This window comes from Serratia sp. (in: enterobacteria) (genome assembly GCF_052400455.1).
GTDB classification, from domain to species: Bacteria; Pseudomonadota; Gammaproteobacteria; order Enterobacterales; family Enterobacteriaceae; genus Serratia; species Serratia ureilytica.
Map to the genome: position 1 here is coordinate 1,298,711 of NZ_CP185812.1, position 24,661 is coordinate 1,323,371.

Genomic DNA, 24,661 nt, shown 5'->3' on the forward strand with positions numbered 1-24,661 from the left:
TGCATTCGTGCATTATGCCGGCTGACACAACCGGCGGCGATGCGGGTTAGCCTCTCATCCAGGCCTGCGAACGGGTGATTTCGGCCAGATTTTGCAGGGTATCCAGACTCTGCTGGTGGATCTCCTGCGTAGGGGCTGCGCACAGATCGTGCAATACGGTCACCTGAAAGCCGGCGTCGTGCGCCTGACGCGCGGTGCTTTCGATGGCGAGCGGCGTGCTGATGCCCGCCAGCAGCAAATGGTGGCACCGATGTTGCCGCAGCCAGGCTAACAAATTGTTACCGGAGAAGGCGCTAACCGCCGTTTTTTCAAACTGCAGATCGGTCTCTTCCCGGTGCAGTTCGGGCACCCAGCGGCATCCCGGGCCGTTTAGCCGCAGCGCGCCGATCTGCTTGAGATGGTTGAACAGCGGCGAGTGAGGCGGGATGTCATGATAATCGTCGGCGAATCCCACCCGCACCCAAATTACCGGGATTTTTCGCACCCGCGCATAGGCCGCGGCGGCATTGACGTTGGCGAGCAGGTGGGTCGCCGCCACCTGTTCACGGCAGTGGTTGGCGCGGCCTTTGGGCCCGATAAGATCCTCGATCAGGTCGATGATAATCAACGCAGCGGACATGGCGTCTCCAGAAAATGGCCTTCTTTCTTTCTATGATAAAAGGCCAAATGTGATGTGCTGCGGTGAAGTGTTGCCGGATATGTTTACGCCGCGTTTCAGACGGAGGCTGCCTCCAGCCGCTGGTGTTGATAGCCGTAGCCGCCCTCGCCGTCGGGCACGAAGCTGAGGCGGTGGGTGATGCACTGCGGCGCATCTTCGGCATGGTGCGAAACGAACAGCAACTGCGTGGCGCCCTGGCCGATCAGCACGTCGATGAAGCGGCGCACCAGCTGGCGATTGAGCGGATCCAACCCTTGCAGCGGCTCGTCGAGGATCAGCAGCGCCGGGTGCTTCACCAGCGCGCGGGCGATCAGCGCCAATCGCTGTTGGCCCCAGGAAAGGCTGTGGAACGGGGCGTCACCGCGCGCGCCGTCGAGCCCGAGCAGCGCCAGCCATTGCTCGGTCAGTTGCCGCTGGCGATCCGAGACCGCCTGATAAATGCCGATCGAATCGAAGAACCCCGACAGCACCACGTTGCGCACGCTGGTGTTGACGCGATAATCCAGATGCAGGCTGCTGCTGACGTAGCCGATATGGCGTTTGATTTCCCAGATGGTTTCCCCCGCTGCCGCGGCGGCGGCCGAACAGCGTCAGATCGTTGCTGTAGCCCTGCGGGTGATCGCCGGTGATCAAACTGAGCAGGGTGGATTTGCCGGCGCCGTTTGGGCCGACGATCTGCCAGTGTTCACCAGGGTTAACCTGCCAGTCGAGATGATTGAGGATCGGCCGATCGTTATAGCTGACCACGCCGTCACGCAGGACGATCAGCGGACGATCCGCCGGCAGGACCTCTTTTTGCGTCGGATCCTCCGTTTCCGGCAGCGCCAGCCCGCTGAGGTTTTCGCTGTGCGCCAGCTGCGCCACCAGCGCGTCCGCCATCACCTGGCTGCGCGGCCCGCGGTTGGTCAGGGTGCAGTCCGCCAGCACGCCCACCTGCCGGACAAAATCCGGTATTTCGTCGAAACGGTTGAGCACCAGCACCACGGTCTGCCCCTGGGCGGAAAGCTCGCTCAGCAGCGCGGCGAGCTGCGCGCGCGAGTGCACGTCCAGCCCGTCGAAAGGTTCATCGAGGATCAGCAGGTCGGGCTGCGGCATCAGCGCGCGGCACAGCAGGGTTTTGCGCGTTTCGCCGGTAGACAGGTATTTGAAGCGGCGCGTCAGCAGGGCGGTAATGCCGAACTGCGCGGCCAGTCGCTCACAGCGCGCGGCGTCTTTCACCTCTTCCTGAATGATCTCCGCCGCGGTACGGCCGGTGTCGTCTTCGTCCGCGCTGAGCAGATCGGTATTGTTGCGTTGCCACTCGTCGCTGACCATCTTTTGCAACTGTTCGAAGGAGATGCGCACCGCATGCTGAAAGTCGCTGCGGCGTTCGCCGCGCAGCAGAACCAGTTCGTCGGCCAGCGCGCGCGCCAGGGCGGATTTGCCGCTGCCGTTGGCGCCGACGAAGGCCCAGCTTTCACCGGCCTGGATCGCCAGCGCTTCCAGCGTCAGGGTGCGGGTATCGCTCAAGCGGAATGAACCTTGCGAAATGTGCAACGACGACATCACCTGTTCCTTTTTTTGCAATTATTTGCCTTAGAAATAGGCGCATTGCAGGGTGATGTCAATCAACAAAAACGCAACATCACGTTGCGCTTAACACAACGTGGCGACAATCACCCGATCGGCGTTGAACAGGGCGTGTACGGCGTCGCCGACGCTCAGTTGCAGGCGCTGCAGCTCCGCCGTCGTCAGGGTGGCGCACAGGGTTTCGCCGCCCGCCAGCGTCACCAGCACCTCGCTGTGTTCGGCGCCCGGCTGAATGCCGGCCACCACGCCCGCCAGCGCATTCTCCGCGTCGGCGTTATCGGCCGCATCGACGCTCAGACGCACCCAGGGCGCCTTGATCAGCGCCAGCACCTCTTTGCCGGGCGTCAGCTGCAGCCGATCGGCGCTTTGCTGGGTAATGGCCGCCGTCAGGCGAGTGCTGCCGTCGTTCAGCAGGATCGCCAGATGCTGCTGTACCTGCTGGTGGTCGCGTTCGATCACGGTGCCGAAAAACTGATTGCGCGCGCTGGTTTGCAGCGAGAAGCGCGAGATGGCCGCCAGCAGGCTGTCGAGCGGCAGATCGTCCTGCTGCAGCACGTCGAAGGCTTTTTGCTGCACCTGGCCCAGCAGATCGTACAGCTGGATCAGCCGTTGGCCGTAGTGCGTCAAATGCGCGCCGCCGCCGCCTTTGCCGCCGGTGGCGCGTTCCACCACCGTTTGTTCCGCCAGTTGGTTCATCTCATTGATGGCGTCCCAGGCGCTTTTGTAGCTGATGCCCGCCAGTTTGGCGCCCTGGCTGATGGAGCCGGTGTGCTGCACCTGTTTCAGCAGCGCGATGCGGCGCGGATCGGCGAACAGCTTTTGCTGGAGTTTGAGAGTCAGAAGAATTTCGGCCTGCATAAGCGCATCCTGTCGGCGGCAAAAATCGTATTGTCGCCGATTTGGCGGCAAAGCGCCAAAGGGCACGTTTGGCCGATCACAATTTCGCCTCGCTGGCTAAAATAACTCCGGTTTTAGCGATTTTTTGGGTTAGAATAACCTGATATGCGGTGAAAGGCATTTGCCGCTCAATGGGCAGTTAAGCGAGGCTATCATGTTGGAATTATTGAAAAGTCTGTTATTCGCCGTGGTGATGGTGCCGGTGGTCATGGCGCTCATTCTCGGCTTGATCTACGGTTTTGGCGAAGTGTTCAACGTCTTCTCCAAAGTGGGCCGTTCGAAAGAAAACCGCACCCAGCACTGACCGTTCCCCATCCCGATACCCGTCGGCATCGCCCGGCGGGCATTCCTCAAGTTATCTCACGCTTTGCCGATAAACCGCATGACAAGCTTTCGCGCAACGTTATATTATTTTTTATATAACGAAGAGTGATAATGCACGTTAACTTGCGGAGAAAAACAATGAAACAGCAATGGACCAAATGGGTTGGCGGGATCGTGTTGGCATCAAGCCTGGTGGCTCAGGCCTCGGCAGCGGAAAAGATCACCGTGTTCGCCGCCGCGTCGCTGACCAACGCGCTGCAGGACATCGCCACCCAGTATCAAAAAGGCAAGGACGTGCAGGTGGTTTCCTCCTTCGCGTCGTCCTCGACGCTGGCGCGCCAAATTGAGCAGGGCGCCCCGGCCGATCTGTTTATCTCCGCCGATCAACAGTGGATGGATTACGCCATCGACAAGCAGCAGATGGTGAAAGACACCCGCTATACGCTGCTGGGCAACGAACTGGTGCTGATCGCCGCCAAGAACGATAAACAAGACAAGATCGCCATCGACAAGCAGACCGATTGGGCCAAACTGCTGAACGGCGGCCGCCTGGCGGTGGGCGATCCGGATCACGTGCCGGCCGGCATCTACGCCAAAGAGGCGCTGGAGCATCTGGGCGCCTGGCGCGCGCTGGAGCCTAAACTGGCGCGCGCCAACAATGTACGCAGCGCGATGGCGTTGGTGGAGCGCGGTGAAGCGCCGCTCGGCATCGTCTACGGTTCCGACGCGGTCGCCAGCGACAAGGTGAAAGTGGTGGGCGTGTTCCCGGAAGACAGCCACAAACCGGTTGAATATCCGATGGCGATTGTGAAAGATCGTCAAAATCCGACGGTCAGCGCTTTCTATACCTATTTGAAGAGCCCGGAAGCGGCCGCTATTTTCGAACATTATGGATTCACCCCGCGTAAATGATTCTGAGCGAGTACGAGTGGCAGGCGGTTGAGCTTAGCCTGAAAGTTTCCGGTTTGGCGGTAGTCTGCAGCCTGCCGTTCGGCATTCTGATGGCCTGGGTGCTGGTGCGCTGCCGTTTTCCCGGCAAGGCGCTGCTCGATGGCGTCATTCACCTGCCGCTGGTGCTGCCGCCGGTGGTGGTCGGTTATTTGCTGCTGATCGCCATGGGGCGGCGCGGCGTCATCGGCGAGCGGCTGTACGATTGGTTCGGCTTCAGCTTCAGCTTTAGCTGGCGCGGCGCCGCGCTGGCGTCGGCGGTGGTGGCGTTTCCGCTGATGGTGCGCGCCATTCGGCTGGCGCTGGAGGCAGTGGATACCCGGCTGGAACAGGCGGCGCGCACGCTGGGCGCCAATCCGTGGCGAGTATTTTTCACCATCACGCTGCCGCTGTCGCTGCCCGGCGTCATTGTCGGCGTGGTGCTGGCCTTCGCCCGTTCGCTGGGGGAGTTTGGCGCCACCATCACCTTCGTCTCCAACATTCCCGGTGAAACCCGCACCATTCCGCTGGCGATGTATACGCTGATTGAAACGCCGGGGGCGGAGGCCGCCGCCGCGCGTCTGTGCGTGATCGCCATCGTGCTGTCGCTGGCTTCGCTGATGGTGTCCGAATGGCTGGCCCGCTGGGGCCGCAAACGGATGGGGGTGTAAATGCTGGAGCTGGATTTCTCGCAGCAGCTGGGCGACCTCAATCTCAACGTCCGCGCCGATTTGCCGGCGCAGGGCATCACCGCGATTTTCGGCCTGTCCGGCGCGGGCAAAACTTCATTGATCAACGCCATCGGCGGCCTGACCCGTTTGCAGCAGGGGCGCATCGCGCTCAATGGCCGCACGCTGGTGGATACCGCCGCGGGCCTCTGCCTGCCGCCGGAAAAGCGCCGTATCGGCTATGTGTTTCAGGAAGCGCGCCTGTTCCCGCACTATCGGGTGCGCGGCAACCTGCAGTACGGCATGGCGGCCGGCATGCGTGCGCAGTTCAACACCATCGTCGAGCTGCTGGGCATCGGGCCGCTGCTTAGTCGGCTGCCCCTGACGCTCTCCGGCGGTGAAAAACAGCGGGTGGCGATCGGCCGCGCGCTGCTGACGGCGCCGGAACTGCTGCTGATGGACGAACCGCTGGCCTCGCTCGATCTGCCGCGCAAACGCGAGCTGCTGCCGTATCTGGAGCGGTTGGCGCAGGACGTGAACATCCCCATCCTCTATGTCAGCCACAGCCTGGACGAGATCCTGCGCCTGGCCGAGCAGGTGTTGGTGCTGGATCGCGGCGAGGTGCGCGCGTTCGGCGGGCTGGAAGCCGTCTGGGCCAGCAGCGCGCTGCGGCCGTGGCTGCAACGTGAAGATCAGAGCAGCGTGCTGCGCGTCAGCGTGATTGAGCATCATCAACGTTATGCCATGACCGCGCTGGCGCTCGGCGATCAGCGGCTGTGGGTCAGCGGCATCGACGCCGAGTTGGGCACTCAGCTGCGCATTCGCATCAATGCCGCCGACGTCTCGCTGGTGCTGCAGCCGCCGGTCAACAGCAGCATTCGCAACGTGTTGCCGGCCAAGGTCAGCGAGTGTCTGGACGTGGGCGGGCAGGTGGAAGTGAAGCTGGCGGTCGGGGAACACGTGCTGTGGGCGCGCATCACGCCTTGGGCGCGAGACGAACTGGCGATCCGCCCCGGGCAGTGGCTGTACGCGCAGGTGAAGAGCGTGTCGATCAGCCGCGAGAGCCGTTAAGGCGGGCCCTCCCGGCGGGAGGGCGAAAAGACTAGAGTACGCGGGTGCGGATCACCTCGGCGATGCCCGGCTGCAGGTTATCGGCGATCACCAGATCGGCGCGTTCCTTGATCGCGTCATCGGCGTTGCCCATCGCCACGCCCAAACCGACCGCTTCCAGCATGCTGATATCATTGTAGTTGTCGCCGAACGCCACCACCTGATCCATGCTCAGTCCCTGCGATTCCACCCATTGGCGCAGGCGCTTGCCTTTGCTGTTGCCGCCTTTGGCGATATCCACCTGATCGTGCCAGGACCATTCGCACGCCAACCCCAGCTCTTTTTCCACCGTGTCGGCAAACTTGCGCAGCGCCGGAATATCGGCGTGCGAGGTGGCGAATTTCCAGATCGCCTGCGCGTCGTCGGCCGCCTGCGCCAGGCTGCCGACCTGCAGCAGCGTCGGGCGCTGCGCCGCAGGCAGGGTTTCGGCCCAGGCCAGCGAGCGAGTCACGTGGCCGCTCGGTTCCTGATACAGCATGGCGTCGTCAACGTACATCAGCCCGTGAATGTCGGTCTGTTTGAGCATCCGCAGCACCTGTTTGGCCTGCTCCTTCGCCAAGGGATCGGCGGCCAGCACCTTTTTCTGCTGAAAATCATACAGGTAAGTGCCGTTGCAACAGATGGCCGGGGTGTCAATCTGCAGCGCCTGGTAGAACGGATGGATGGCGACGTGATGGCGGCCGGTGACCACCACCACCTGGACGCCGGCGGCGCGCGCCTGCGCCAGCGCTTCCAGCGACTGCGGTAAGATGCGTTTTTGATTGTCCAGCAGGGTGCCGTCAAGATCGAGGGCGATGACGCGGTAGCTCATAGGGTTCTCGTTATCGTTAGCCATAAAATTAATCCGATGGTACACCGGATAGCCAATGGAGAAAACCGCGTGAGCTTCCGGTGCTAAGCAGGGTTGCCATGCGACGGATGTGCGGTAAGCTAGGGACAATCGAACGGCCTGAAACCGGTTCCTCTTTTACCCTTTGCAAGGAGAACACATGAAGCAAATCGTTTATGTCGCCAGCCCGGAGAGCCAGCAGATCCACGTCTGGCAGTTGGACGACGCCGGCGCGCTGACGCTGCTGCAAACCGTTGACGTGCCGGGCCAGGTGCAGCCGATGACCCTTCATCCGGACAAGACTCACCTGTACGTCGGCGTGCGTCCGGCGTTCGGCATCGTCAGCTACCGCATCGAGGCGGACGGCACGCTGCAGCAGGCCGGCATGGCGCCGCTGCCGGGCAGCCCGACCCATATCTCCACCGATTTGCAGGGGCGTTACCTGTTCTCCGCTTCCTACAGCGGCAACTGCGCCAGCATCAGCCCGATCGGCCACGACGGCGTGGTCACGGCGCCGATCCAACAGATCGACGGCCTGAGCGCGCCGCACTCCGCCAACATCGATCCGACCAACCAGCTGGTGCTGGTGCCGTGTCTGAAAGAAGACCGCATCCGTCTGTTCAACCTGAGCCTGGCGGGCCAGCTGACGCCGCACGCGCAGGACGCGGTGGATATCGCCGCCGGCGCCGGTCCGCGCCATATGGCGTTCCACCACAACGACAAGTTCGCTTATTGCGTCAACGAGCTGAACGGCACGGTGGACGTGCTGGCCATTTCGGAAAACGGCGGCAAATACACCGTGACGCAAACGCTGGATATCATGCCGGACGATTTCGACGGCACCCGCTGGGCGGCGGACATTCATATCACGCCGAACGGCCGCTTCCTGTACACCAGCGATCGCACCGCCAGCATTCTGACCCTCTTCAGCGTCTCCGAAGACGGTGGCACGTTGAGCGTGGTCGGCTATTATCCGACCGAAGCGCAACCGCGCGGTTTCAATATCGATCACAGCGGCCGCTTCGTGATTTCGTCCGGCCAGAAGTCCGATCACATCGCGGTGCATGAAATTGATCAGGCCAGCGGTCAGCTGACTATGTTGGCGCGTTATCCGGTGGGCAAAGGCCCGATGTGGGTAAGCGTGCTGGCGAAGTAATTCGGCGGGCAGAGTAGAAAAGCGCGGTTCGGTTGAGCCGCGCTTTTTTATGGGCGGAGATCAATCAGTTGAACATCACCGTCAGCGTGGCGCTGCCGAGGCTGTGGAAATGCACGTTAAAGCCCACCAACGCGCCGCTGGAACCTTCATCCACCTCAATGCTTTCCACGTCCAGCGCATGCACGGTGAACTGATAGCGGTGGCGTTCGCCATTCGGCGGCGCGGCGCCGCCGTAACCGGCCGAGCCGAAGTCGGTACGGGTTTGCAGCGCGGCGCTCGGCAGCGGCGCTTTGCCGGAGCCTGCGCCCTGCGGCAGCTCGCGCACGTCGGCCGGAATATTGGCCACCACCCAGTGCCACCAGCCGGAGCCGGTCGGGGCATCGGGATCGTACAGGGTGATGACGAAGCTTTTGGTGCCGGCGGGCACGCCGTCCCAGGCCAGGTGCGGCGACAGGTTATCGCCGCGGTAGCCCATGCCGTTGAAGACCTGCGTCTGCGGCATTGTGCCGCCGTCCTGCAGATCGTTGCTGTACAAACGAAAAGCCATAATGACTCCCAGTTGTCGATAAACGCGGACCCTTAAGCTAGATCTTTTCGGTGGAACAATACAACCCCTTGCGCCAGCGGCGGACGGTTGATCTCGACGGTGACATGCACCAGTTCGGGATGCGCGGCCAACAGTTGGCGCACCCGATCGGCGGTGAGGGCGCGATCGGCGCTGCTCAGGGCGAGGACACAATGATATTTTCCTTTGCCGATGCGGCCTACATGCAAATCGGTCAGCGTGAGCGCGTGGCCGGAAGCGGCCAGGGCCTGGCGGATCTCTTGCGCCACCGGGGCGTCCATTTCGGCATCCAGCAAAATCTTTCCGCTATCGCGCATCAGGCTATAGGCCCAGGCGGCCACCATCGCCGCGCCGACGATGCCCATCAGCGGATCGAGCCAGGCGGCGCCCCAAAGCTTGCCGCCGAACAGCGCGACGAGCGCCAGCACCGAGGTGGCGGCGTCGGCGAGCACGTGAACATAGGCGGAACGCAGGTTGAGGTCATGATGAGTGTCGTCGTGGTCATCCCCGTGATGATGATGGTGGCCGCCACCGCGCAACAGCCAGGCGCAGAGCAGGTTGACGGCCAGCCCGATCGCGCCGATGGCGATGGCTTCGTTGTAATGAATCGGGCTGGGATTCAGCAGCCGCTGCCCAGACTGAAACAGCATCAGCGCCGCCACCAGCACCAACAACACCGCGCTGGTGTAACCGGCCAGCACTTCGATCTTCCAGGTGCCGAGGCTAAAGCGGCGATCCTTGGCCAGCCGGCGTGCGGCGCCGTAAGCCAGCACCGACAGGCCCAGGGCCAGCGCGTGCGAACTCATGTGCCAGCCGTCGGCCAGCAGCGCCATCGAGTTAAACAGCCAGCCGCCGGCGATCTCGATAGCCATCATACTGGCGGTGAGTATCACCGCCCATCTGGTGTTTCTTTCGGCCAATGGGTTACCATCGTCAAAAACGTGGCTGTGCTCGCGGTGCAAAACGGGCGCGTGAGACGTCATGGTGAAGTTCCTCAGCAAAAGATAGTGTGCTGAAATATACTATACCCCAGTATAGTAAATAACAATCAGGCGGAAATGATGAGCCATACCCACAGAGATCAAAAGAAGCTGTTGGCGCGGGTGCGCCGCATTAAAGGGCAGGCCGAAGCGCTGGAACGCGCGCTGGAGAGCGGCGGCGAATGTTCGGCTGTTCTGCAGCAGATCGCGGCGGTGCGCGGTGCGGTCAACGGCCTGATGGCGCAGGTGCTGGAAGGGCATGTGCGCGAACATCTGGCTGCCGCGGACGCTACGCCGCAGCAGCGCGAGCAGGACATCGAGCAATTGATGACCGTTTTACGTTCTTATATGAAGTAATCATGATTTCACTGAAAAAACGCACGCCGTGGTTCGGCTGGCTGCGCCGTTGGGCCAAAGGCATCAAGCGCGATATCTACGCGCTGTGGCTGGCCGCCCGTGATAAGCGCACCCCGTGGTACGCCAAGCTGATCGCGCTGCTGGTGGCCGGCTATGCGATCTCACCGATCGATCTGATCCCGGATTTTATTCCGGTGCTGGGCTATCTGGACGATGTGATCATCGTGCCGTTGGGCATCATGTTGGCGGTGCGGCTGATCCCCAAACCGCTGATGGCCGAGCTGCGCGAGAAGGCGCAAAAGCGCGTCGATAATCCCACCGGCCGCATGGCGGCGGCGATGATCATTTTACTGTGGCTGCTGTGTTTGGGATTGCTGGCCCGCTATCTGGACCAGCATTGGTAAGGCATTAACGCGCGGCGGCGGCGACGGCGGCGGTCAGGCGGCTGAGCTGGTCCGCTTCGATGATGTAAGGCGGCATCAGGTAAATCAGCTTGCCGAACGGCCGGATCCATACCCCGCGCTCGACGAACCCGCGCTGCAGCTCGGCGACATCCACCGGTTCGTGCATCTCCACCACCCCAATCGCGCCCAGCACCCGCACGTCGGCCACTTTCGGCAGCGCCGCCAACGGCAACAGTTCCCGCTTCAACTGGGTTTCGATGGCGCTCACCTGCGCCTGCCAGCGATTTTCCGCCAGCAGCGCCAGACTGGCGCCCGCCACGGCGCAAGCCAGCGGATTGCCCATAAAGGTCGGCCCGTGCATAAAGCAGCCGGCCGCGCCGTTGCTGATGGTCTCCGCCACATGGCGGGTAGTCAAGGTGGCGGAAAGGGTCATATAGCCGCCGGTCAGCGCCTTGCCCAGACAGAGAATGTCCGGCACCACCTGCGCGTGCTCGCAGGCGAACAGCTTGCCGGTGCGGCCGAAACCGGTGGCGATCTCGTCGGCGATCAGCAGCACCTGATGGCGATCGCACAGCTCGCGCACCCGCTTGAGATAGGTCGGATGGTAGATGCGCATGCCGCCGGCGCCTTGCACCACCGGTTCCAGGATCACCGCCGCCACTTCACCGGCGTGCTGGTCCAGCAGCGCGGTGAACGGCGCGATATCCTCTTCACGCCAGTCCTCGTCGAAGCGGCACTGCGGCGCGGTGGCGAACAGGTGCGGCGCCAAATACCCCTGATAAAGGCTGTGCATCGAATTGTCCGGATCGCAGACCGACATCGCGCCGAAGGTATCGCCGTGATAGCCGTGGCGCAGCGTCAGGATGCGCTGCCGGCGCTCGCCGCGCGCCTGCCAGTACTGCAGCGCCATTTTCAGCGACACTTCTACCGCCACCGAACCAGAGTCCGCCAGGAACACGCACTGCAGTGCTTCCGGCGTCATTTCCACCAGCCGACGGCACAACGAGATGGCGGCCGGATGGGTAATGCCGCCGAACATCACGTGCGACATCTTCTCCAACTGCTGGCTGGCGGCCTGATTCAGGCGCGGATGGTTGTAACCGTGGATCGCCGCCCACCAGGAGGACATGCCGTCCACCAGACTCCGGCCGTCCGCCAGCTGCAGTTCGACGCCGCTGGCCGATTCGATCGGGTAACAGGGTAACGGGCGGCTCATGGAGGTGTAGGGGTGCCAGATATGGCGTTGGTCAAACGCCAGGTCGGAAGCGGTGACAGACATTGTTGTAAACCAAATTGGATTAAGATTGGTTGACAGTATATCCACAATATTTAAACTGGCGACACTTTTTCGTTTTGGAGACGCCATGATGGCCGACCGCATTCACTGGACAGTAGGGCAAGCCCAGGCCCTGTTTGATAAACCGCTGCTGGAACTGCTGTTCGAAGCGCAAACCGTACACCGCCAGCACTTCGACCCGCGTCAGGTGCAGGTCAGCACGCTGCTGTCGATCAAGACCGGCGCTTGCCCGGAAGACTGCAAATACTGCCCGCAGAGCTCACGCTACAAGACCGGCCTGGAGTCGGAGCGGCTGATGCAGGTCGAGCAGGTGCTGGAATCGGCGCGCAAGGCCAAGGCGAACGGTTCGACCCGTTTTTGCATGGGCGCGGCGTGGAAGAACCCGCACGAGCGCGATATGCCTTATCTGCAGCAAATGGTGCAGGGCGTGAAAGCGATGGGCATGGAAACCTGCATGACGCTGGGCACATTGGATGGCACCCAGGCCGAGCGGCTGGCGGAGGCCGGGCTGGATTACTACAACCATAACCTCGACACCTCGCCGGAGTTCTACGGCAACATCATCACCACCCGCAGCTACCAGGAGCGCCTGGATACGCTCGACAAGGTGCGCGACGCCGGCATCAAAGTGTGCTCCGGCGGCATCGTCGGGCTGGGTGAAACGGTGCGCGATCGCGCCGGGTTGCTGGTGCAGCTGGCCAACCTGCCAAAACCACCGGAGAGCGTGCCGATCAACATGTTGGTGAAGGTGAAAGGCACGCCGCTGGCGGATAACGATGACGTCGATCCGTTTGATTTCATCCGCACCATCGCGGTGGCGCGCATCATGATGCCATCTTCTTATGTCCGTCTCTCCGCAGGCCGCGAACAGATGAACGAACAGACGCAGGCGATGTGCTTCATGGCCGGCGCCAACTCGATCTTCTACGGTTGCAAGCTGCTGACCACGCCGAATCCGGAAGAAGACAAAGACCTGCAGCTGTTCCGCAAGCTGGGGCTCAACCCGCAGCAGACCGCAACCGAACACGGCGACAACCAGCAACAGCAGGTGCTGGCCAAGCAACTGCTGAACGCCGATACCGCCGAGTTTTACAACGCGGCGCCGTGATGAGCTGGCAGCAACGCATCGAGCAGGCGCTGGCTGAGCGGCGCCTGAACGCCGCCTACCGCCGGCGACAGACCACCGAGGGCGGCAACGGCCGCCAGATCCGGCTCGGCGATCGTCTCTATCTGAACTTCTCGGGCAACGACTACCTGGGCTTGAGCCAGGATGCGCGGGTGATCGCCGCCTGGCAGCAGGGCGCGCAGCGTTACGGCGTCGGCAGCGGCGGTTCGGGCCACGTGACCGGTTTTAGCGCAGCGCATCAGGCGCTGGAAGAGCAACTGGCGGCTTGGCTCGGCTATCCGCGCGCGCTGCTGTTCATCTCCGGCTACGCCGCCAACCAGGCGGTGCTGGCGGCGTTGATGCAAAAGGGCGACCGCATTTTGGCCGATCGTCTCAGCCACGCCTCGCTGCTGGAGGCGGCGGCGCAGTCGCCGGCCGAGCTGCGCCGGTTCCAGCATAATCAACCGCAGGCCTTGGCGGATCTGCTGGCCAAACCCTGCGACGGGCAGCGGCTGGCGGTCACCGAAGGGGTGTTCAGCATGGATGGCGACGGCGCGCCGTTGGCAGAGCTGCATCGCTTAACCCGTGCGGCGGGCGCCTGGCTTATGGTGGACGACGCCCACGGCATCGGCGTGCGCGGCGAACAAGGCCGCGGCAGCTGCTGGCAGCAGGGCGTGCGCCCTGAACTGCTGGTGGCGACCTTCGGCAAGGCGTTCGGCGTCAGCGGCGCGGCGGTGCTGTGCGATGAGGCGACCGCCGAGTATCTGCTGCAGTTCGCCCGCCATCTGATCTACAGCACCGCGATGCCGCCGGCGCAGGCCTGCGCGCTGCAGGCGGCGCTGGCCCGTATTCGAGAGGGCGATGATCTGCGCGCCCGGCTGCAGGACAACATCCGGCGTTTCCGCCAGGGCGCGGCGCCGTTGGCGCTGACCCTGACGGATTCCGACACCGCCATCCAGCCGCTGCTGGTGGGGGATAATCAGCGCGCGCTCGATCTGGCGACCCGCCTGCGCGAGTGCGGCCTGTGGGTGAGCGCCATCCGCCCACCGACGGTGCCGCCGGGCGGCGCGCGGCTGCGCATTACCCTGACGGCGGCGCATCAGCCGCAGGATATCGATCGCCTGCTGGAGGTGCTGAATGACGTCAGCCAATGACACAGTGAACAAACAGGCGGTCGCCTCGGCCTTCAGCCGCGCGGCCGGCAGCTACGACGCCGCCGCCGAGCTGCAGCGTGACGTTGGCGAGCGCTTACTGGGGATGGGGAGTTCCCACTCGGGCGAACAGCTGCTGGACGCCGGCTGCGGCACCGGCTATTTCAGCCGTATGTGGCGTGAGCGCGGCAAACGGGTGACCGCGCTCGATTTGGCGCCGGGCATGCTGGACGTCGCCCGCCAACGGCAGGCGGCGCATCATTATCTGCTGGGCGATATCGAACAGGTGCCGCTGCCCGATGCGGCGATGGACATCTGTTTCAGCAGCCTGGTGGTGCAGTGGTGCAGCGATCTGCCTGCCGCGCTGGCAGAGCTGTATCGCGTGACCCGTCCCGGCGGCGTGATCCTGTTTTCCACGCTGGCGGCGGGCTCGCTGCAGGAATTGGGGGACGCCTGGCAACAGGTGGACGGCGAACGTCACGTGAACGCCTTTTTGCCGTTGACGCAGATCCGCACCGCCTGCGCCGCCTATCGACACGAACTGGTGACGGAGTTGCGTATCCTGAACTACCCGGACGTGATGACGCTGATGCGTTCGCTCAAGGGCATCGGGGCGACGCATTTGCATCAGGGGCGCGAGGGCGGCCTGATGTCGCGCGGCCGCCTCGCCGCGCTGCAGGCGGCTTACCCGTGTCGGCAGGGGCAGTTCCCGCTCAGCTATCATCTGGCTTATGGAGTGATTTATCGTGAGTAAACGTTGGTTCGTGACCGGCACCGACACCGAAGTGGGGAAAACCGTCGCCAGCAGCGCCTTGCTGCAGGCCGCCAACCGGGCGGGCTACCGCAGCGCCGGCTATAAGCCGGTGGCCTCCGGCAGCGAGATGACCGCCGAGGGGCTGCGCAACGGCGACGCGCTGGCGCTGCAGGCCAACAGCGGCGTGGCGCTGGATTACGACGAAGTGAACCCTTACGTATTTGCCGAACCGACCTCGCCGCATATCGTCAGCGCCGATGAAGGCCGGCCGATCGACGCGGCGCGGCTGTCCGACGGCCTGCGCCGGCTGGAGCAGCGCGCCGATTGGGTGCTGGTCGAGGGGGCCGGCGGGTGGTTTACCCCGTTGTCGGCGGAGTACACCTTCGCCGACTGGGTGCGGCAAGAGCAACTGCCGGTGATCCTGGTGGTGGGCATCAAGCTGGGCTGCATCAACCACGCGGTGCTGACGGCCCAGGCGGTGCAACAGGCCGGGCTGACGCTGGCCGGTTGGATCGCCAACGACGTGGCGCCGCCGGGGCGGCGGCATCAGGAATACCTGGCTACGCTGCGCCGTATGCTGCCCGCGCCGCTGCTGGGCGAAATCCCGCACCTGCCGCAGGCCGAACGGGCGCCGCTGGGGCAGTATCTGGATATCAGCCTGCTATAAATTCCCATGAGGGGGGCCTCTCCCTCATTCTCCTTCCGATCCCGCCAGCCCGGCGCCGATCAGCGCCTCATCCAGCTGCGCCAGCGCGCCGTGCGCCACGGTGCGCCCGCTATCGAGCAGACAAAAACGATCCGCCACCCGGCGCACGAACGGCAGCTGATGCTCTACCAGCAAAATGGTCATGCCCAACTCATAGTTGAGCCTGCGGATCACGTTGCCGATGTCGGCGGCGATCGAGGGCGGTACGCCCGTTGTCGGTTCGTCGAGGATCAGCAGCGCCGGCTCCTGCGCCAGAGCACGACCAATCGCCAACTGGCGCTGAGCGCCTTCGCACAGATCGCCGGCGCGGCGGGTGCGCATCTGGCGCAAATTGGGAAACAGGCTGTAGATCAGCGGCGGAATGCGGTAAGGGGCGCCGCGCACGGCCATCTGCGCTACTTGCAGATTCTCTTCCACGCTCAGCTGCGAGAAGAGTTGCCGCCCTTGCGGGACGTGGCTGATGCCGAGTGCGGCGCGGCGCTCCATCGGTTGCAGCAGCAGGTTTTGCGGCGGCTGATCCGCCGGCTGCCAGGTCATGCTGCCGCTCACCACCGGCAAATGCCCCATGATGCAGTTGACCAGCGTGGTCTTGCCCACGCCGTTGCGCCCGAGCAGCACGGTGCACTGGCCGCGCGGCAGCTCCAGGTTGATGTCCCACAGGGTATGATTTTGCCCGTAAAATTGATTGACCGATCTCAGACTCAGCATGTGGCATTCTCCTCATAGACATAGGCGCCCGTTCCACTCGTTGGTGGGGTGCTGCAAAGGCCGCATTGGCGGTTGATTTCCCGAGTGTGGCAATGTCCGGAACAAAATGCCGTCCCTCCGATTCACCTGAGCAATGTCTGCGGTGGACGGAAAGACAGTCAATATGTCGTGAAAAACGACGTTTATGACGACTTGGTGTCGTTCTCGCGCTTTTACGAGGCATAGCCAGGCGGCGGTTGCACGCCGCATTCGGCAGCGCATTATGCTGTCGCGCCTCGTTCGCACGCGGGAAGATAAAGCAACTCCCAGGCCAGTTTTGCCACTGGCCGAAAAGAGGGAGTGTTATCGCTTTGTTAACCGCCTGTCAGGCCCGACGCGCTCTGCCGCGGCGGCCTGAAAATACGCCGGGAAGTTAACCCGGACGTTTTTTGCACTCTTGTGGTGCTCTCCGGCGTGGGCGTGGTGCAAGGCGTTGCGCCGCCGTCAAGCGCGATCGGCGTGAAAGGGGGCAATGCGATTTTGGCAATGGGGATTTTTAGTATTAATCGGCATAAACAAAGCGATATTTTTATGAAAAAATAACTAAAAAAGCCATTTTGGCGAGTGTAAAGGGCGAAAAGCTTTCTTTCTCTAACTCCCGCCACGGGCGGGGCGGTGAGAGTTATCCACTATTCCTGTGGATAACCTTGTGCATTAGATTTAGAAAAACGCTGTAAAGCGAGAGCCGACGCGGGTTCTGTTCGCTTTGTCCGCAATCTCGTCTTTTTATTAAAACTATTAATTATCAATAAATTAACTAAAATCAAGACGCCAGAGCATTGATCGGGTTTCTATGTGTGATTTTTCGCCGCGGTGCTATCAATAAGTTAATTTTCGGCAAGTTCTGGGGATAAATCTGTTATTGACAATAAAAATGTCACCCCGCTGTAACCTCACGGTGCAACGGCGTTGCCGCGCTGCCGGGCGCAGCGACGAATCCGCTTGAAGCTGGTTTTATATCCAGTATCATGGGCACTGGCGCAAATCGCCGACACTTTCCATAATTAGGGGCCACGTCCGGCGCAGAGCCGGCTGGCCGCCTGAGCGCGCGCATCTCCACAGGGTAGCCGAGCAATGAGTAAACTTTTCAAACTGCATTCTGATTTCAAACCGGCCGGCGATCAGCCGGAAGCCATCCGCAAACTGGAAGAGGGGTTGGAAGACGGCCTGGCGCACCAGACGCTGCTGGGGGTAACCGGCTCGGGAAAAACGTTCACCATCGCCAACGTGATAGCCGATCTGAATCGGCCGACCATGGTGCTGGCGCCGAACAAGACGTTGGCGGCGCAGCTGTACGGCGAGATGAAAGAGTTTTTCCCGGAGAATGCGGTGGAGTACTTCGTCTCTTACTACGACTACTACCAGCCGGAAGCCTACGTGCCCAGCTCCGACACCTTCATTGAAAAAGACGCTTCGGTGAATGAGCACATCGAGCAGATGCGCCTTTCCGCCACCAAGGCGCTGCTCGAGCGGCGCGACGTGGTGGTGGTGGCGTCGGTGTCGGCGATCTACGGCCTGGGCGATCCGGATCTTTACCTGAAGATGATGCTGCATCTGACCAAGGGCATGATCATCGATCAGCGCTCCATTTTGCGCCGGCTGGCGGAGCTGCAGTATTCCCGCAACGATCAGGCTTTCCAGCGCGCCACCTTCCGCGTGCGCGGCGAGGTGATCGACATCTTCCCGGCGGAGTCGGACGAGCTGGCGCTGCGCGTCGAGCTGTTCGACGACGAAGTGGAGCGGCTGTCGCTGTTCGATCCGCTGACCGGGCAGATTGAGCAGGTGGTGCCGCGTTTTACCATCTACCCGAAGTCGCACTACGTGACGCCGCGCGAGCGGATCATTCAGGCGATGGAAGAGATCAAGGTCGATCTGGCGGACCGCCGCAAGGTGCTGTTGGCCAACAACAAGCTGCTGGAAGAGCAGCGCCTGACGCAGCGCACCCAGTTCGATCTGGAGATGATGAACGAGCTGGGTTACTGCTCGGGCATCGAAAACTACTCGCGCTACCTTTCCGGGCGCGCCGAGGGCGAGCCGCCGCCGACGCTGTTCGATTACCTGCCGGCGGACGGCCTGCTGGTGGTCGACGAATCCCACGTCACCATTCCGCAAATCGGCGCGATGTTCAAGGGCGACCGCGCGCGCAAGGAAACGCTGGTGGAGTACGGTTTCCGCCTGCCGTCGGCGCTGGACAACCGCCCGCTGCGCTTCGAGGAGTTCGAGGCGCTGGCGCCGCAGACCATCTATGTCTCCGCCACGCCGGGCAAATATGAGCTGGAGAAATCCGGCGGCGATCTGATCGACCAGGTGGTGCGCCCGACCGGGCTGCTGGATCCGATCGTGGAAGTGCGGCCGGTCGCCACTCAGGTGGACGATTTGCTCTCCGAGATCCGCAAGCGTGCGGCGATCAACGAGCGCGTGCTGGTGACCACCCTGACCAAACGCATGGCGGAAGACCTGACCGAATACCTGGAAGAGCATGGCGAGCGCGTGCGCTACCTGCACTCGGATATCGACACCGTGGAACGCGTCGAAATCATTCGTGACCTGCGTCTGGGCGAGTTTGACGTGCTGGTGGGCATCAACCTGCTGCGTGAGGGGCTCGACATGCCTGAGGTGTCGCTGGTGGCGATTCTGGACGCCGACAAGGAAGGTTTCCTGCGTTCCGAACGTTCGCTGATCCAGACCATCGGCCGCGCGGCGCGTAACCTGAACGGCAAGGCGATCCTGTATGGCGATCGCATCACCGATTCGATGGCCAAAGCGATCGGTGAAACCGAGCGGCGGCGCGCCAAGCAGCAGGCTTACAACGAAGCCAACGGCATCGTGCCGCAGGGGCTGAACAAGAAGATCGGCGACATTCTGCAGATTGGCCAGCCGGTCAACCGCGCCAAGGGTAAAGGCAGGGGCAAGGCGGCGGACAGCGGCGCTCAGCTGCAGAACCTCACGCCGAAAGCGCTGGATCAGAAAATCCGCGATCTGGAAGCGCAGATGTATACCCATGCGCAAAATCTGGAGTTCGAGCAGGCGGCTGCGCTGCGCGACGAGATCCACCAGCTGCGCGAGCAGTTCATCGCGATTTCCTGACCGTTGGACGGCGCCCGCGCTGTGGGCGTCAAAATTCCTTGTCGGCCGCGTCAAAGCTGTTATGGTGTGCGGCCCGATTTGACCACGAAGAGTACCGAACATGAGCCAACACCAGTCTAAAGACCCGCTGCACGGCGTGACGCTGGAGCAACTGCTGAATAAACTGGTGGATCACTACGGTTGGTCCGAGCTGGGTGCGCGCATTCGCATCAACTGCTTCCGCAGCGATCCGAGCATCAAGTCCAGTCTGAAATTTTTGCGTCGCACGCCCTGGGCGCGTAAAGAGGTGGAAGATCTGTATATCGATATGGTCAGCCATCCCGCCCCAGCCAGCGATAATCCCTGGCTGCGCGGGCGAGACGGTTAAATTCGGTCAGCGGCGGTCGGCCAGCTCCACCAGCGCTTGATCCAGCGCCTGGCGCAGCAGCTGGCGATCGTGGCGATAAGGGATGTCGCTCGCTTCCAGCGGTTGCTGAATCACCACCCGATCCTGCACTTCACTGGCGTCCACCGCCGGGCCGACGATCAGCGCATCGATCATCCGGCGGCCGATCTTCTCTTCCATCAGCGTCAGCTTATCCTTTAACGACAGCGCCGCGGCGGCCACGCTCAGCTCGCGGCCGAGGTTGCCGATATAGATCATGCTGGCGCTGCTGCGGCGCAGCGCCTGGGTGAGATCGTCGAGCAGCAGCAGCGGCATCAGGCTGGTGAGAAAACTGCCCGGCCCAATCAGGATCACGTCGGCCTGCGCGATGGCGTCCAGCGCTTCGCGCGTGGCGTTGACCGGGGGAGACAGCATCAGCTCCTGCGGCATATGAGTCAGTTGGTCAACATTCACTTCACCGTAAACATGGTTGCCTTCGTGATCGTGCGCCATCAAATCCACCGGCTGTTCCGACATCGGAATCAACGCCGCGTCCACCTTCAACAGGCTGCGCACCAGGTTGATCGCTTCCAGCGGGCGCACGCTCAAGTGATCCAGCGCTTTCAACATCAGGTTGCCGAGGTTATGGCCGGCCAGTTCGCCGTTGCCGCTGAAGCGGTATTCGAACATCGCCGAGGCGACGCTCGGCTCGGTGATCAGCTGGTTGAGACAGTTGCGGGTATCGCCCCAGGCAATGCCGCCTTCCGAACGGCGGATGCGGCCGGTGGAACCGCCGTTGTCGGTGGTGGTAACGATGCCGGTCAGGCGGGAGCCTAAGGACGACAGGGCCGACATCACACGGCCCAGGCCGTGTCCGCCGCCCAACGCCACCACGCGGTCGAGATCGGCCAGGGTACGATTACGCATAAATTTCCTTACAAAGGGGCTGAACTGCCCGCATAAGGTAGCGGATCCGGCGTAAAAACGCGATATACCCGTTATCCTTGACGTTGCCTCTGGGGTGAACGCGCTTGCCGTCGGGAGGCGACGCCCATTATTTAGGGGATAAAGAGTGCCATTTGCGTGATTCTGGTCAATTCGCCCTCGTAAGCGATGTTTATCATGGTTTACCCGATTACGCGGCGTCTAAAAGCGCTGTATATACAGTTATATAGCGAATTAACGCGTTGGCTATCGTTGCCGATTAGCGCTAGAATTCTGCAGAAAACCACGGTTTCATTCCGGCTACTCAAGGTAGCGGGAAGAGAAATCAAACTCCTAGCCCCTGCGCCTACGTTGTTCATCCGGAACGATATGGCGCCTGGGCCGTGGCGAAGTCAGCCACCAGGGTGCAGAGGGGAAACGCTCGCATCTCCCGACTTTGGAAAGGTGTTATGGTACCGCAACTCATTGATGCTTATGAGCGCAAGTTCTATTACCTGCGCTTGTCGATCACCGACGTGTGCAACTTTCGTTGCACCTACTGTCTGCCCGACGGCTACAAGCCGAGCGGCAGCCCGAAAAGCTTCCTGTCGCTGGATGAAATCCGCCGCGTCAGCCGCGCGTTCGCCGAACTGGGCACCGAAAAGGTGCGTCTGACCGGCGGCGAGCCTTCGCTGCGCCGCGACTTTACCGAGATCATCGCCGCCGTGCGGGAAAATCCGGCCATCCGCACGCTGGCGGTCACCACCAACGGCTACCGTCTGGCGCGCGACGTCGCCGCCTGGCGTGACGCCGGTCTGACGGCGATCAACGTCAGCATCGACAGTCTGGATCCCCGCCAGTTTCACGCCATTACCGGTCAGGACAAGTTCCGCCAGGTGATGGACGGCATCGACGCCGCCTTCAGCGCCGGTTTCAGCAAGGTCAAGGTCAACGCCGTGCTGATGCGCGACGTCAATCACCAGCAACTCGGCGCGTTTCTCGCCTGGATCAAGGATCGGCCGATCCAGCTGCGCTTTATCGAACTGATGGAAACCGGCGAGGGGGGCGAACTGTTTCGCAAACACCACGTTTCCGGCGAAGTGATTCGCCTGCAGCTGGAGCAGCAGGGTTGGCAGCGCCAGGCGCGCGGCCGCAGCGACGGCCCGGCGCAGGTGTTCAGCCATCCGGACTACCAGGGTGAGGTGGGTCTTATCATGCCGTATGAAAAAGACTTCTGCGCCAGCTGCAACCGGCTGCGCGTTTCTTCCATCGGCAATCTGCATCTGTGCCTGTTCGGCGAGCAGGGGGTGCCCCTGCGCGATCTGCTGGCGGACGACGGCCAGCTCGACGCGCTGAAGGCGCGCATTCAGAGCGGGCTGCTGAGCAAGAAGCAGACCCATTTCCTGCATCAGGGTAACAGTGGGATCACCCAGAACCTGTCGTTTATCGGCGGCTGACAGCCAATAGGAGCTTATTGAACCATGAGCCATGCGAGCAGCGAGTTTATTCCGGCGCATATCGCCATCCTGACCGTGTCCGACAGCCGCGGCGCGGCGGAAGACACCTCCGGCCAATATCTGCAGGAAGCGGCGCAGGAAGCCGGCCATCAGGTGGTGGATCGCGCCATCGTCAAAGATGACATTTACCAGATCCGCGCACGGGTTTCCGCGTGGATCGCCGATGACAACGTGCAGGCGGTGCTGATCACCGGCGGCACCGGTTTTACCGCGCGCGACAACACGCCGGAAGCGCTGTTGCCGCTGTTTGACAGAGAGGTGGAAGGGTTCGGCGAACTGTTCCGCATGGTGTCGTACGAAGAGATCGGCACCGCGACGATCCAGTCGCGCGCGCTGGCCGGCCTGGCCAACCGCACGGTGATTTTCGCCATGCCGGGCTCCACCCGCGCCTGCCGCACCGCCTGGGAGCGGATTATCGAAGAGCAGTTGGACGCGCGCCATCGCCCGTGCAACTTCCAGCCCCATTTGAAGAAGCCCTGAGTCATGACACAGCTAACCCACATTAACGCCGCCGGCGAAGCCCATATGGTCGACGTTTCCGCCAAGGCCGAAACGGTGCGCGAGGCGCGCGCCGAAGCCTTCGTCGACATGTTGCCCGCCACGCTGGCGATGATCGTCGACGGCAGCCATCACAAGGGCGACGTGTTCGCCACGGCGCGCATCGCCGGCATTCAGGCGGCCAAACGCACCTGGGAACTGATCCCGCTGTGCCACCCGCTGATGTTGAGCAAGGTCGAAGTGCAGCTGGAGGCGCAAACGGAGCACAGCCGGGTGCGTATTGAAACCTGCTGCCGGCTGACCGGCAAAACCGGCGTCGAGATGGAAGCGCTGACCGCCGCCTCGGTGGCGGCATTGACCATCTATGACATGTGCAAAGCGGTACAGAAAGACATGGTGATCGGCCCGGTGCGCCTGCTGGCGAAAAGCGGCGGCAAATCCGGCGATTTTAAGGTGAACGCATGATCGATATTCTTTTCTTCGCGCAGGTGCGCGAACTGGTGGGCACCGGCGCGCTGTCGATGCCGGCGGATTACCCGACCGTCGAGGCGCTGCGCCAGGCGCTGTGCGCGCGCGGCGATCGCTGGGCGCTGGCGCTGGAGTCCGGCAAACTGCTGGCGGCGGTCAATCAGTCGCTGGTGGCGGCGGATCACCCGCTGCGCGCCGGCGATGAAGTGGCCTTCTTCCCGCCGGTTACCGGGGGGTAAGCATGGAAAACACCCGCATTCGCGTGGGCGAAGCGCCGTTCAACGTCGGCGACGAGTATCAGTGGCTGGCGCAGTGCGACGCCGACGGCGCGGTGGTGACCTTCACCGGCAAGGTGCGCAACCATAACCTCGGGGACGACGTCAGCGCGCTGACGCTGGAACACTACCCCGGCATGACCGAGAAGGCGCTGGCGGAGATCGTGGCCGAGGCGCGCAGCCGTTGGCCGCTGGAGCGCGTGACGGTGATCCACCGCGTCGGCGCGCTGTATCCCGGCGACGAGATCGTGTTCGTCGGCGTGACCGGCGCGCACCGCGGCATGGCGTTCGCCGCCAGCGAGTTCATCATGGACTACCTGAAGACCCGCGCGCCGTTCTGGAAGCGCGAAGCGACCGGCCAGGGCGATCGTTGGGTGGACGCTCGCGACAGCGATCGTCAGGCCGCGCAGCGCTGGCATGACGCGGCTAAATAACGCCTCAACAGCGGAAACAAATCAAGACCTTTGCCGCTTTCGCGCGGCCTATTCTGTGGTACGCTTATAGCAGGCGAAGCCCCGTTTACGGGGCTTCGGAATCTTGTTTACAACGCAAAAGGTAACCGTCATGGACCGATATCCACGCTCTAATGGTTCAATCGTCGAACGTGCCAACAGCGGCATTCAGGCCTACATGGCGCAGGTTTACGGCTGGATGACCTGCGGTCTGCTGCTGACGGCGTTCGTTTCCTGGTATGCGGCCAATACGCCCGCGATCCTCAACTTCATCTTCTCCAGCCAGATCACCTTCTTCGGTCTGATCATCGCCCAGTTGGCGCTGGTGTTCGTGATTTCCGGCATGGTCAACCGCCTGAGCGGCGCGGTGGCCACCTCGTTGTTCATGCTGTACTCGGCGCTGACCGGGCTGACGCTGTCGAGCATCTTTATCGCGTACACCTACAGCTCGATCGCCAGCACTTTCGTAGTCACCGCCGGCATGTTCGGCGCGATGAGCCTGTACGGCTACACCACCAAGCGCGATCTGAGCGGCTTCGGCAGCATGTTGTTCATGGCGCTGATCGGCATCGTGCTGGCTTCGCTGGTGAACATCTGGCTGAAAAGCACCGCGCTGATGTGGGCGATTACCTACATCGGGGTGGTGGTGTTCGTCGGCCTGACCGCGTACGACACGCAGAAACTCAAGGCGATGGGCGAGCAGCTGAACGCCGATGATAAAGACGGCTTCCGCAAGTACGCCATCGTTGGCGCGCTGACGCTGTATCTCGACTTCATCAACCTGTTCCTGATGTTGCTGCGCATTTTCGGCAACCGCCGCTAAATCCGTCGTCTTTCATGCCTTAGGGTATTTGGCGATCAAAAAGCTCCGC

28 protein-coding genes, 1 pseudogene and 1 riboswitch are annotated in these 24,661 nt (G+C 62.3%); of the genes and pseudogenes, 20 read left to right on the forward strand and 9 right to left on the reverse strand.

The window, feature by feature from the left end; all coding sequences use genetic code 11:
- Window positions 1-46: 46 nt before the first annotated feature.
- The 3 genes and pseudogenes from ACORQT_RS06175 to modE form a co-directional block, all read right to left on the reverse strand.
- Complete coding sequence (locus ACORQT_RS06175) at window positions 47-619, reverse strand: cysteine hydrolase family protein (RefSeq protein ID WP_033642216.1); 573 nt, start codon at window positions 617-619, stop codon at window positions 47-49.
- Between the two features lie 95 nt (window positions 620-714).
- Window positions 715-2,203 (reverse strand): annotated as a pseudogene (gene modF, locus ACORQT_RS06180) (molybdate ABC transporter ATP-binding protein ModF).
- Between the two features lie 90 nt (window positions 2,204-2,293).
- Complete coding sequence (gene modE / locus ACORQT_RS06185; RefSeq protein WP_103101847.1) at window positions 2,294-3,085, reverse strand: molybdenum-dependent transcriptional regulator; 792 nt, start codon at window positions 3,083-3,085, stop codon at window positions 2,294-2,296.
- 193 nt (window positions 3,086-3,278) lie between these two features.
- Here modE and ACORQT_RS06190 point away from each other — a divergent pair, with 193 nt between their 5' ends.
- The 4 genes from ACORQT_RS06190 (at window position 3,279) to modC (ending at window position 6,114) form a co-directional block, all read left to right on the forward strand.
- Window positions 3,279-3,428, forward strand: coding sequence for an AcrZ family multidrug efflux pump-associated protein (locus ACORQT_RS06190; protein WP_004939813.1), 150 nt, complete (start codon window positions 3,279-3,281; stop codon window positions 3,426-3,428).
- A 158-nt stretch (window positions 3,429-3,586) separates the two neighbouring features.
- Window positions 3,587-4,360 carry a molybdate ABC transporter substrate-binding protein gene (gene modA, locus ACORQT_RS06195; protein WP_042783875.1) on the forward strand — a complete coding sequence of 258 codons (774 nt, stop codon included), beginning with the start codon at window positions 3,587-3,589 and terminating at the stop codon, window positions 4,358-4,360.
- Window positions 4,357-5,046: a molybdate ABC transporter permease subunit gene (gene modB / locus ACORQT_RS06200; protein WP_033642225.1), complete on the forward strand. Its 690-nt coding sequence runs from the start codon at window positions 4,357-4,359 to the stop codon at window positions 5,044-5,046. Before modA ends, modB begins: the two co-directional genes overlap by 4 nt.
- Window positions 5,047-6,114, forward strand: coding sequence for a molybdenum ABC transporter ATP-binding protein ModC (gene modC, locus ACORQT_RS06205; RefSeq protein ID WP_164057433.1), 1,068 nt, complete (start codon window positions 5,047-5,049; stop codon window positions 6,112-6,114). It abuts the gene before it with no gap.
- Between the two features lie 31 nt (window positions 6,115-6,145).
- Here modC and ACORQT_RS06210 read toward each other — a convergent pair whose 3' ends face one another.
- Window positions 6,146-6,964 (reverse strand): pyridoxal phosphatase, encoded by an 819-nt coding sequence (locus tag ACORQT_RS06210; RefSeq protein WP_042785658.1) that lies wholly within the window; start codon window positions 6,962-6,964, stop codon window positions 6,146-6,148.
- A gap of 178 nt (window positions 6,965-7,142) precedes the next feature.
- Here ACORQT_RS06210 and pgl point away from each other — a divergent pair, with 178 nt between their 5' ends.
- A complete protein-coding gene (gene pgl / locus ACORQT_RS06215) occupies window positions 7,143-8,138 on the forward strand; it encodes a 6-phosphogluconolactonase (RefSeq protein ID WP_033652352.1) in 996 nt (331 codons plus the stop codon).
- Between the two features lie 64 nt (window positions 8,139-8,202).
- Here the strand turns inward: pgl and ACORQT_RS06220 are convergent, their stop codons facing one another.
- Both ACORQT_RS06220 and dmeF read right to left on the reverse strand, forming a co-directional pair.
- On the reverse strand, window positions 8,203-8,685 hold the full coding sequence (locus tag ACORQT_RS06220; protein WP_072628155.1) for a kinase inhibitor: 483 nt from the start codon (window positions 8,683-8,685) through the stop codon (window positions 8,203-8,205).
- Between the two features lie 32 nt (window positions 8,686-8,717).
- Window positions 8,718-9,686 (reverse strand): CDF family Co(II)/Ni(II) efflux transporter DmeF, encoded by a 969-nt coding sequence (dmeF, locus tag ACORQT_RS06225; RefSeq protein ID WP_072628154.1) that lies wholly within the window; start codon window positions 9,684-9,686, stop codon window positions 8,718-8,720.
- Window positions 9,687-9,764: 78 nt separating this feature from the next.
- Here dmeF and ACORQT_RS06230 point away from each other — a divergent pair, with 78 nt between their 5' ends.
- Both ACORQT_RS06230 and ACORQT_RS06235 read left to right on the forward strand, forming a co-directional pair.
- Window positions 9,765-10,040, forward strand: coding sequence for a metal/formaldehyde-sensitive transcriptional repressor (locus tag ACORQT_RS06230; protein WP_025301915.1), 276 nt, complete (start codon window positions 9,765-9,767; stop codon window positions 10,038-10,040).
- A 2-nt stretch (window positions 10,041-10,042) separates the two neighbouring features.
- Window positions 10,043-10,444, forward strand: coding sequence for a YkvA family protein (locus ACORQT_RS06235; protein WP_025301916.1), 402 nt, complete (start codon window positions 10,043-10,045; stop codon window positions 10,442-10,444).
- Window positions 10,445-10,448: 4 nt separating this feature from the next.
- On the opposite strand, the gene bioA is transcribed toward ACORQT_RS06235, so the two are convergent.
- Window positions 10,449-11,723, reverse strand: coding sequence for an adenosylmethionine--8-amino-7-oxononanoate transaminase (gene bioA / locus ACORQT_RS06240; RefSeq protein WP_444859339.1), 1,275 nt, complete (start codon window positions 11,721-11,723; stop codon window positions 10,449-10,451).
- Between the two features lie 88 nt (window positions 11,724-11,811).
- Between bioA and bioB the strand changes: the two genes are divergently transcribed.
- Genes bioB through bioD form a run of 4 tightly spaced genes read left to right on the forward strand, consistent with a single transcriptional unit; the run spans window position 11,812 to window position 15,418 of the window.
- Window positions 11,812-12,849: a biotin synthase BioB gene (bioB, locus tag ACORQT_RS06245; protein ID WP_033652413.1), complete on the forward strand. Its 1,038-nt coding sequence runs from the start codon at window positions 11,812-11,814 to the stop codon at window positions 12,847-12,849.
- Complete coding sequence (bioF, locus tag ACORQT_RS06250) at window positions 12,849-14,000, forward strand: 8-amino-7-oxononanoate synthase (protein ID WP_197801185.1); 1,152 nt, start codon at window positions 12,849-12,851, stop codon at window positions 13,998-14,000. The genes bioB and bioF overlap by 1 nt, the downstream gene beginning before the upstream one ends.
- Complete coding sequence (gene bioC, locus ACORQT_RS06255) at window positions 13,984-14,751, forward strand: malonyl-ACP O-methyltransferase BioC (RefSeq protein WP_047025676.1); 768 nt, start codon at window positions 13,984-13,986, stop codon at window positions 14,749-14,751. Before bioF ends, bioC begins: the two co-directional genes overlap by 17 nt.
- A complete protein-coding gene (gene bioD / locus ACORQT_RS06260; protein WP_089191315.1) occupies window positions 14,744-15,418 on the forward strand; it encodes a dethiobiotin synthase in 675 nt (224 codons plus the stop codon). The genes bioC and bioD overlap by 8 nt, the downstream gene beginning before the upstream one ends.
- Before the next feature lie 24 nt (window positions 15,419-15,442).
- Here the strand turns inward: bioD and ACORQT_RS06265 are convergent, their stop codons facing one another.
- Complete coding sequence (locus ACORQT_RS06265; RefSeq protein WP_033652359.1) at window positions 15,443-16,165, reverse strand: ATP-binding cassette domain-containing protein; 723 nt, start codon at window positions 16,163-16,165, stop codon at window positions 15,443-15,445.
- Between the two features lie 453 nt (window positions 16,166-16,618).
- Here ACORQT_RS06265 and ACORQT_RS06270 point away from each other — a divergent pair, with 453 nt between their 5' ends.
- The 3 genes from ACORQT_RS06270 (at window position 16,619) to ACORQT_RS06280 (ending at window position 19,658) form a co-directional block, all read left to right on the forward strand.
- Complete coding sequence (locus ACORQT_RS06270) at window positions 16,619-16,747, forward strand: hypothetical protein (protein ID WP_255326645.1); 129 nt, start codon at window positions 16,619-16,621, stop codon at window positions 16,745-16,747.
- Between the two features lie 531 nt (window positions 16,748-17,278).
- Window positions 17,279-19,291, forward strand: coding sequence for an excinuclease ABC subunit UvrB (uvrB, locus tag ACORQT_RS06275; RefSeq protein ID WP_033642236.1), 2,013 nt, complete (start codon window positions 17,279-17,281; stop codon window positions 19,289-19,291).
- 100 nt (window positions 19,292-19,391) lie between these two features.
- Window positions 19,392-19,658, forward strand: a complete 267-nt coding sequence (locus ACORQT_RS06280; protein WP_004939783.1) for a VF530 family protein — start codon at window positions 19,392-19,394, stop codon at window positions 19,656-19,658.
- Window positions 19,659-19,664: 6 nt separating this feature from the next.
- Here ACORQT_RS06280 and yvcK read toward each other — a convergent pair whose 3' ends face one another.
- On the reverse strand, window positions 19,665-20,582 hold the full coding sequence (gene yvcK, locus ACORQT_RS06285) for a uridine diphosphate-N-acetylglucosamine-binding protein YvcK (RefSeq protein ID WP_033642237.1): 918 nt from the start codon (window positions 20,580-20,582) through the stop codon (window positions 19,665-19,667).
- A 336-nt stretch (window positions 20,583-20,918) separates the two neighbouring features.
- A riboswitch (molybdenum cofactor riboswitch) is annotated at window positions 20,919-21,063 on the forward strand.
- Here yvcK and moaA point away from each other — a divergent pair.
- From moaA to ACORQT_RS06315, 6 genes are all read left to right on the forward strand, one after another.
- The gene (gene moaA, locus ACORQT_RS06290) at window positions 21,050-22,036 is read left to right on the forward strand and encodes a GTP 3',8-cyclase MoaA (RefSeq protein ID WP_016928681.1); all 987 of its coding nucleotides are present in this window, start codon (window positions 21,050-21,052) and stop codon (window positions 22,034-22,036) included. Its footprint overlaps the riboswitch before it by 14 nt.
- A gap of 24 nt (window positions 22,037-22,060) precedes the next feature.
- Window positions 22,061-22,576 carry a molybdenum cofactor biosynthesis protein B gene (moaB, locus tag ACORQT_RS06295; protein ID WP_033642238.1) on the forward strand — a complete coding sequence of 172 codons (516 nt, stop codon included), beginning with the start codon at window positions 22,061-22,063 and terminating at the stop codon, window positions 22,574-22,576.
- Window positions 22,577-22,579: 3 nt separating this feature from the next.
- A complete protein-coding gene (gene moaC / locus ACORQT_RS06300; protein ID WP_025301929.1) occupies window positions 22,580-23,059 on the forward strand; it encodes a cyclic pyranopterin monophosphate synthase MoaC in 480 nt (159 codons plus the stop codon).
- Entirely contained in the window at window positions 23,056-23,301 is a 246-nt protein-coding gene (moaD, locus tag ACORQT_RS06305; RefSeq protein ID WP_004939768.1) for a molybdopterin synthase sulfur carrier subunit, read from the forward strand. The genes moaC and moaD overlap by 4 nt, the downstream gene beginning before the upstream one ends.
- Before the next feature lie 2 nt (window positions 23,302-23,303).
- Window positions 23,304-23,771: a molybdopterin synthase catalytic subunit MoaE gene (gene moaE / locus ACORQT_RS06310; protein WP_072628147.1), complete on the forward strand. Its 468-nt coding sequence runs from the start codon at window positions 23,304-23,306 to the stop codon at window positions 23,769-23,771.
- A gap of 130 nt (window positions 23,772-23,901) precedes the next feature.
- Window positions 23,902-24,612: a Bax inhibitor-1/YccA family protein gene (locus ACORQT_RS06315; RefSeq protein ID WP_004939761.1), complete on the forward strand. Its 711-nt coding sequence runs from the start codon at window positions 23,902-23,904 to the stop codon at window positions 24,610-24,612.
- The last annotated feature ends 49 nt before the right edge of the window (window positions 24,613-24,661 follow it).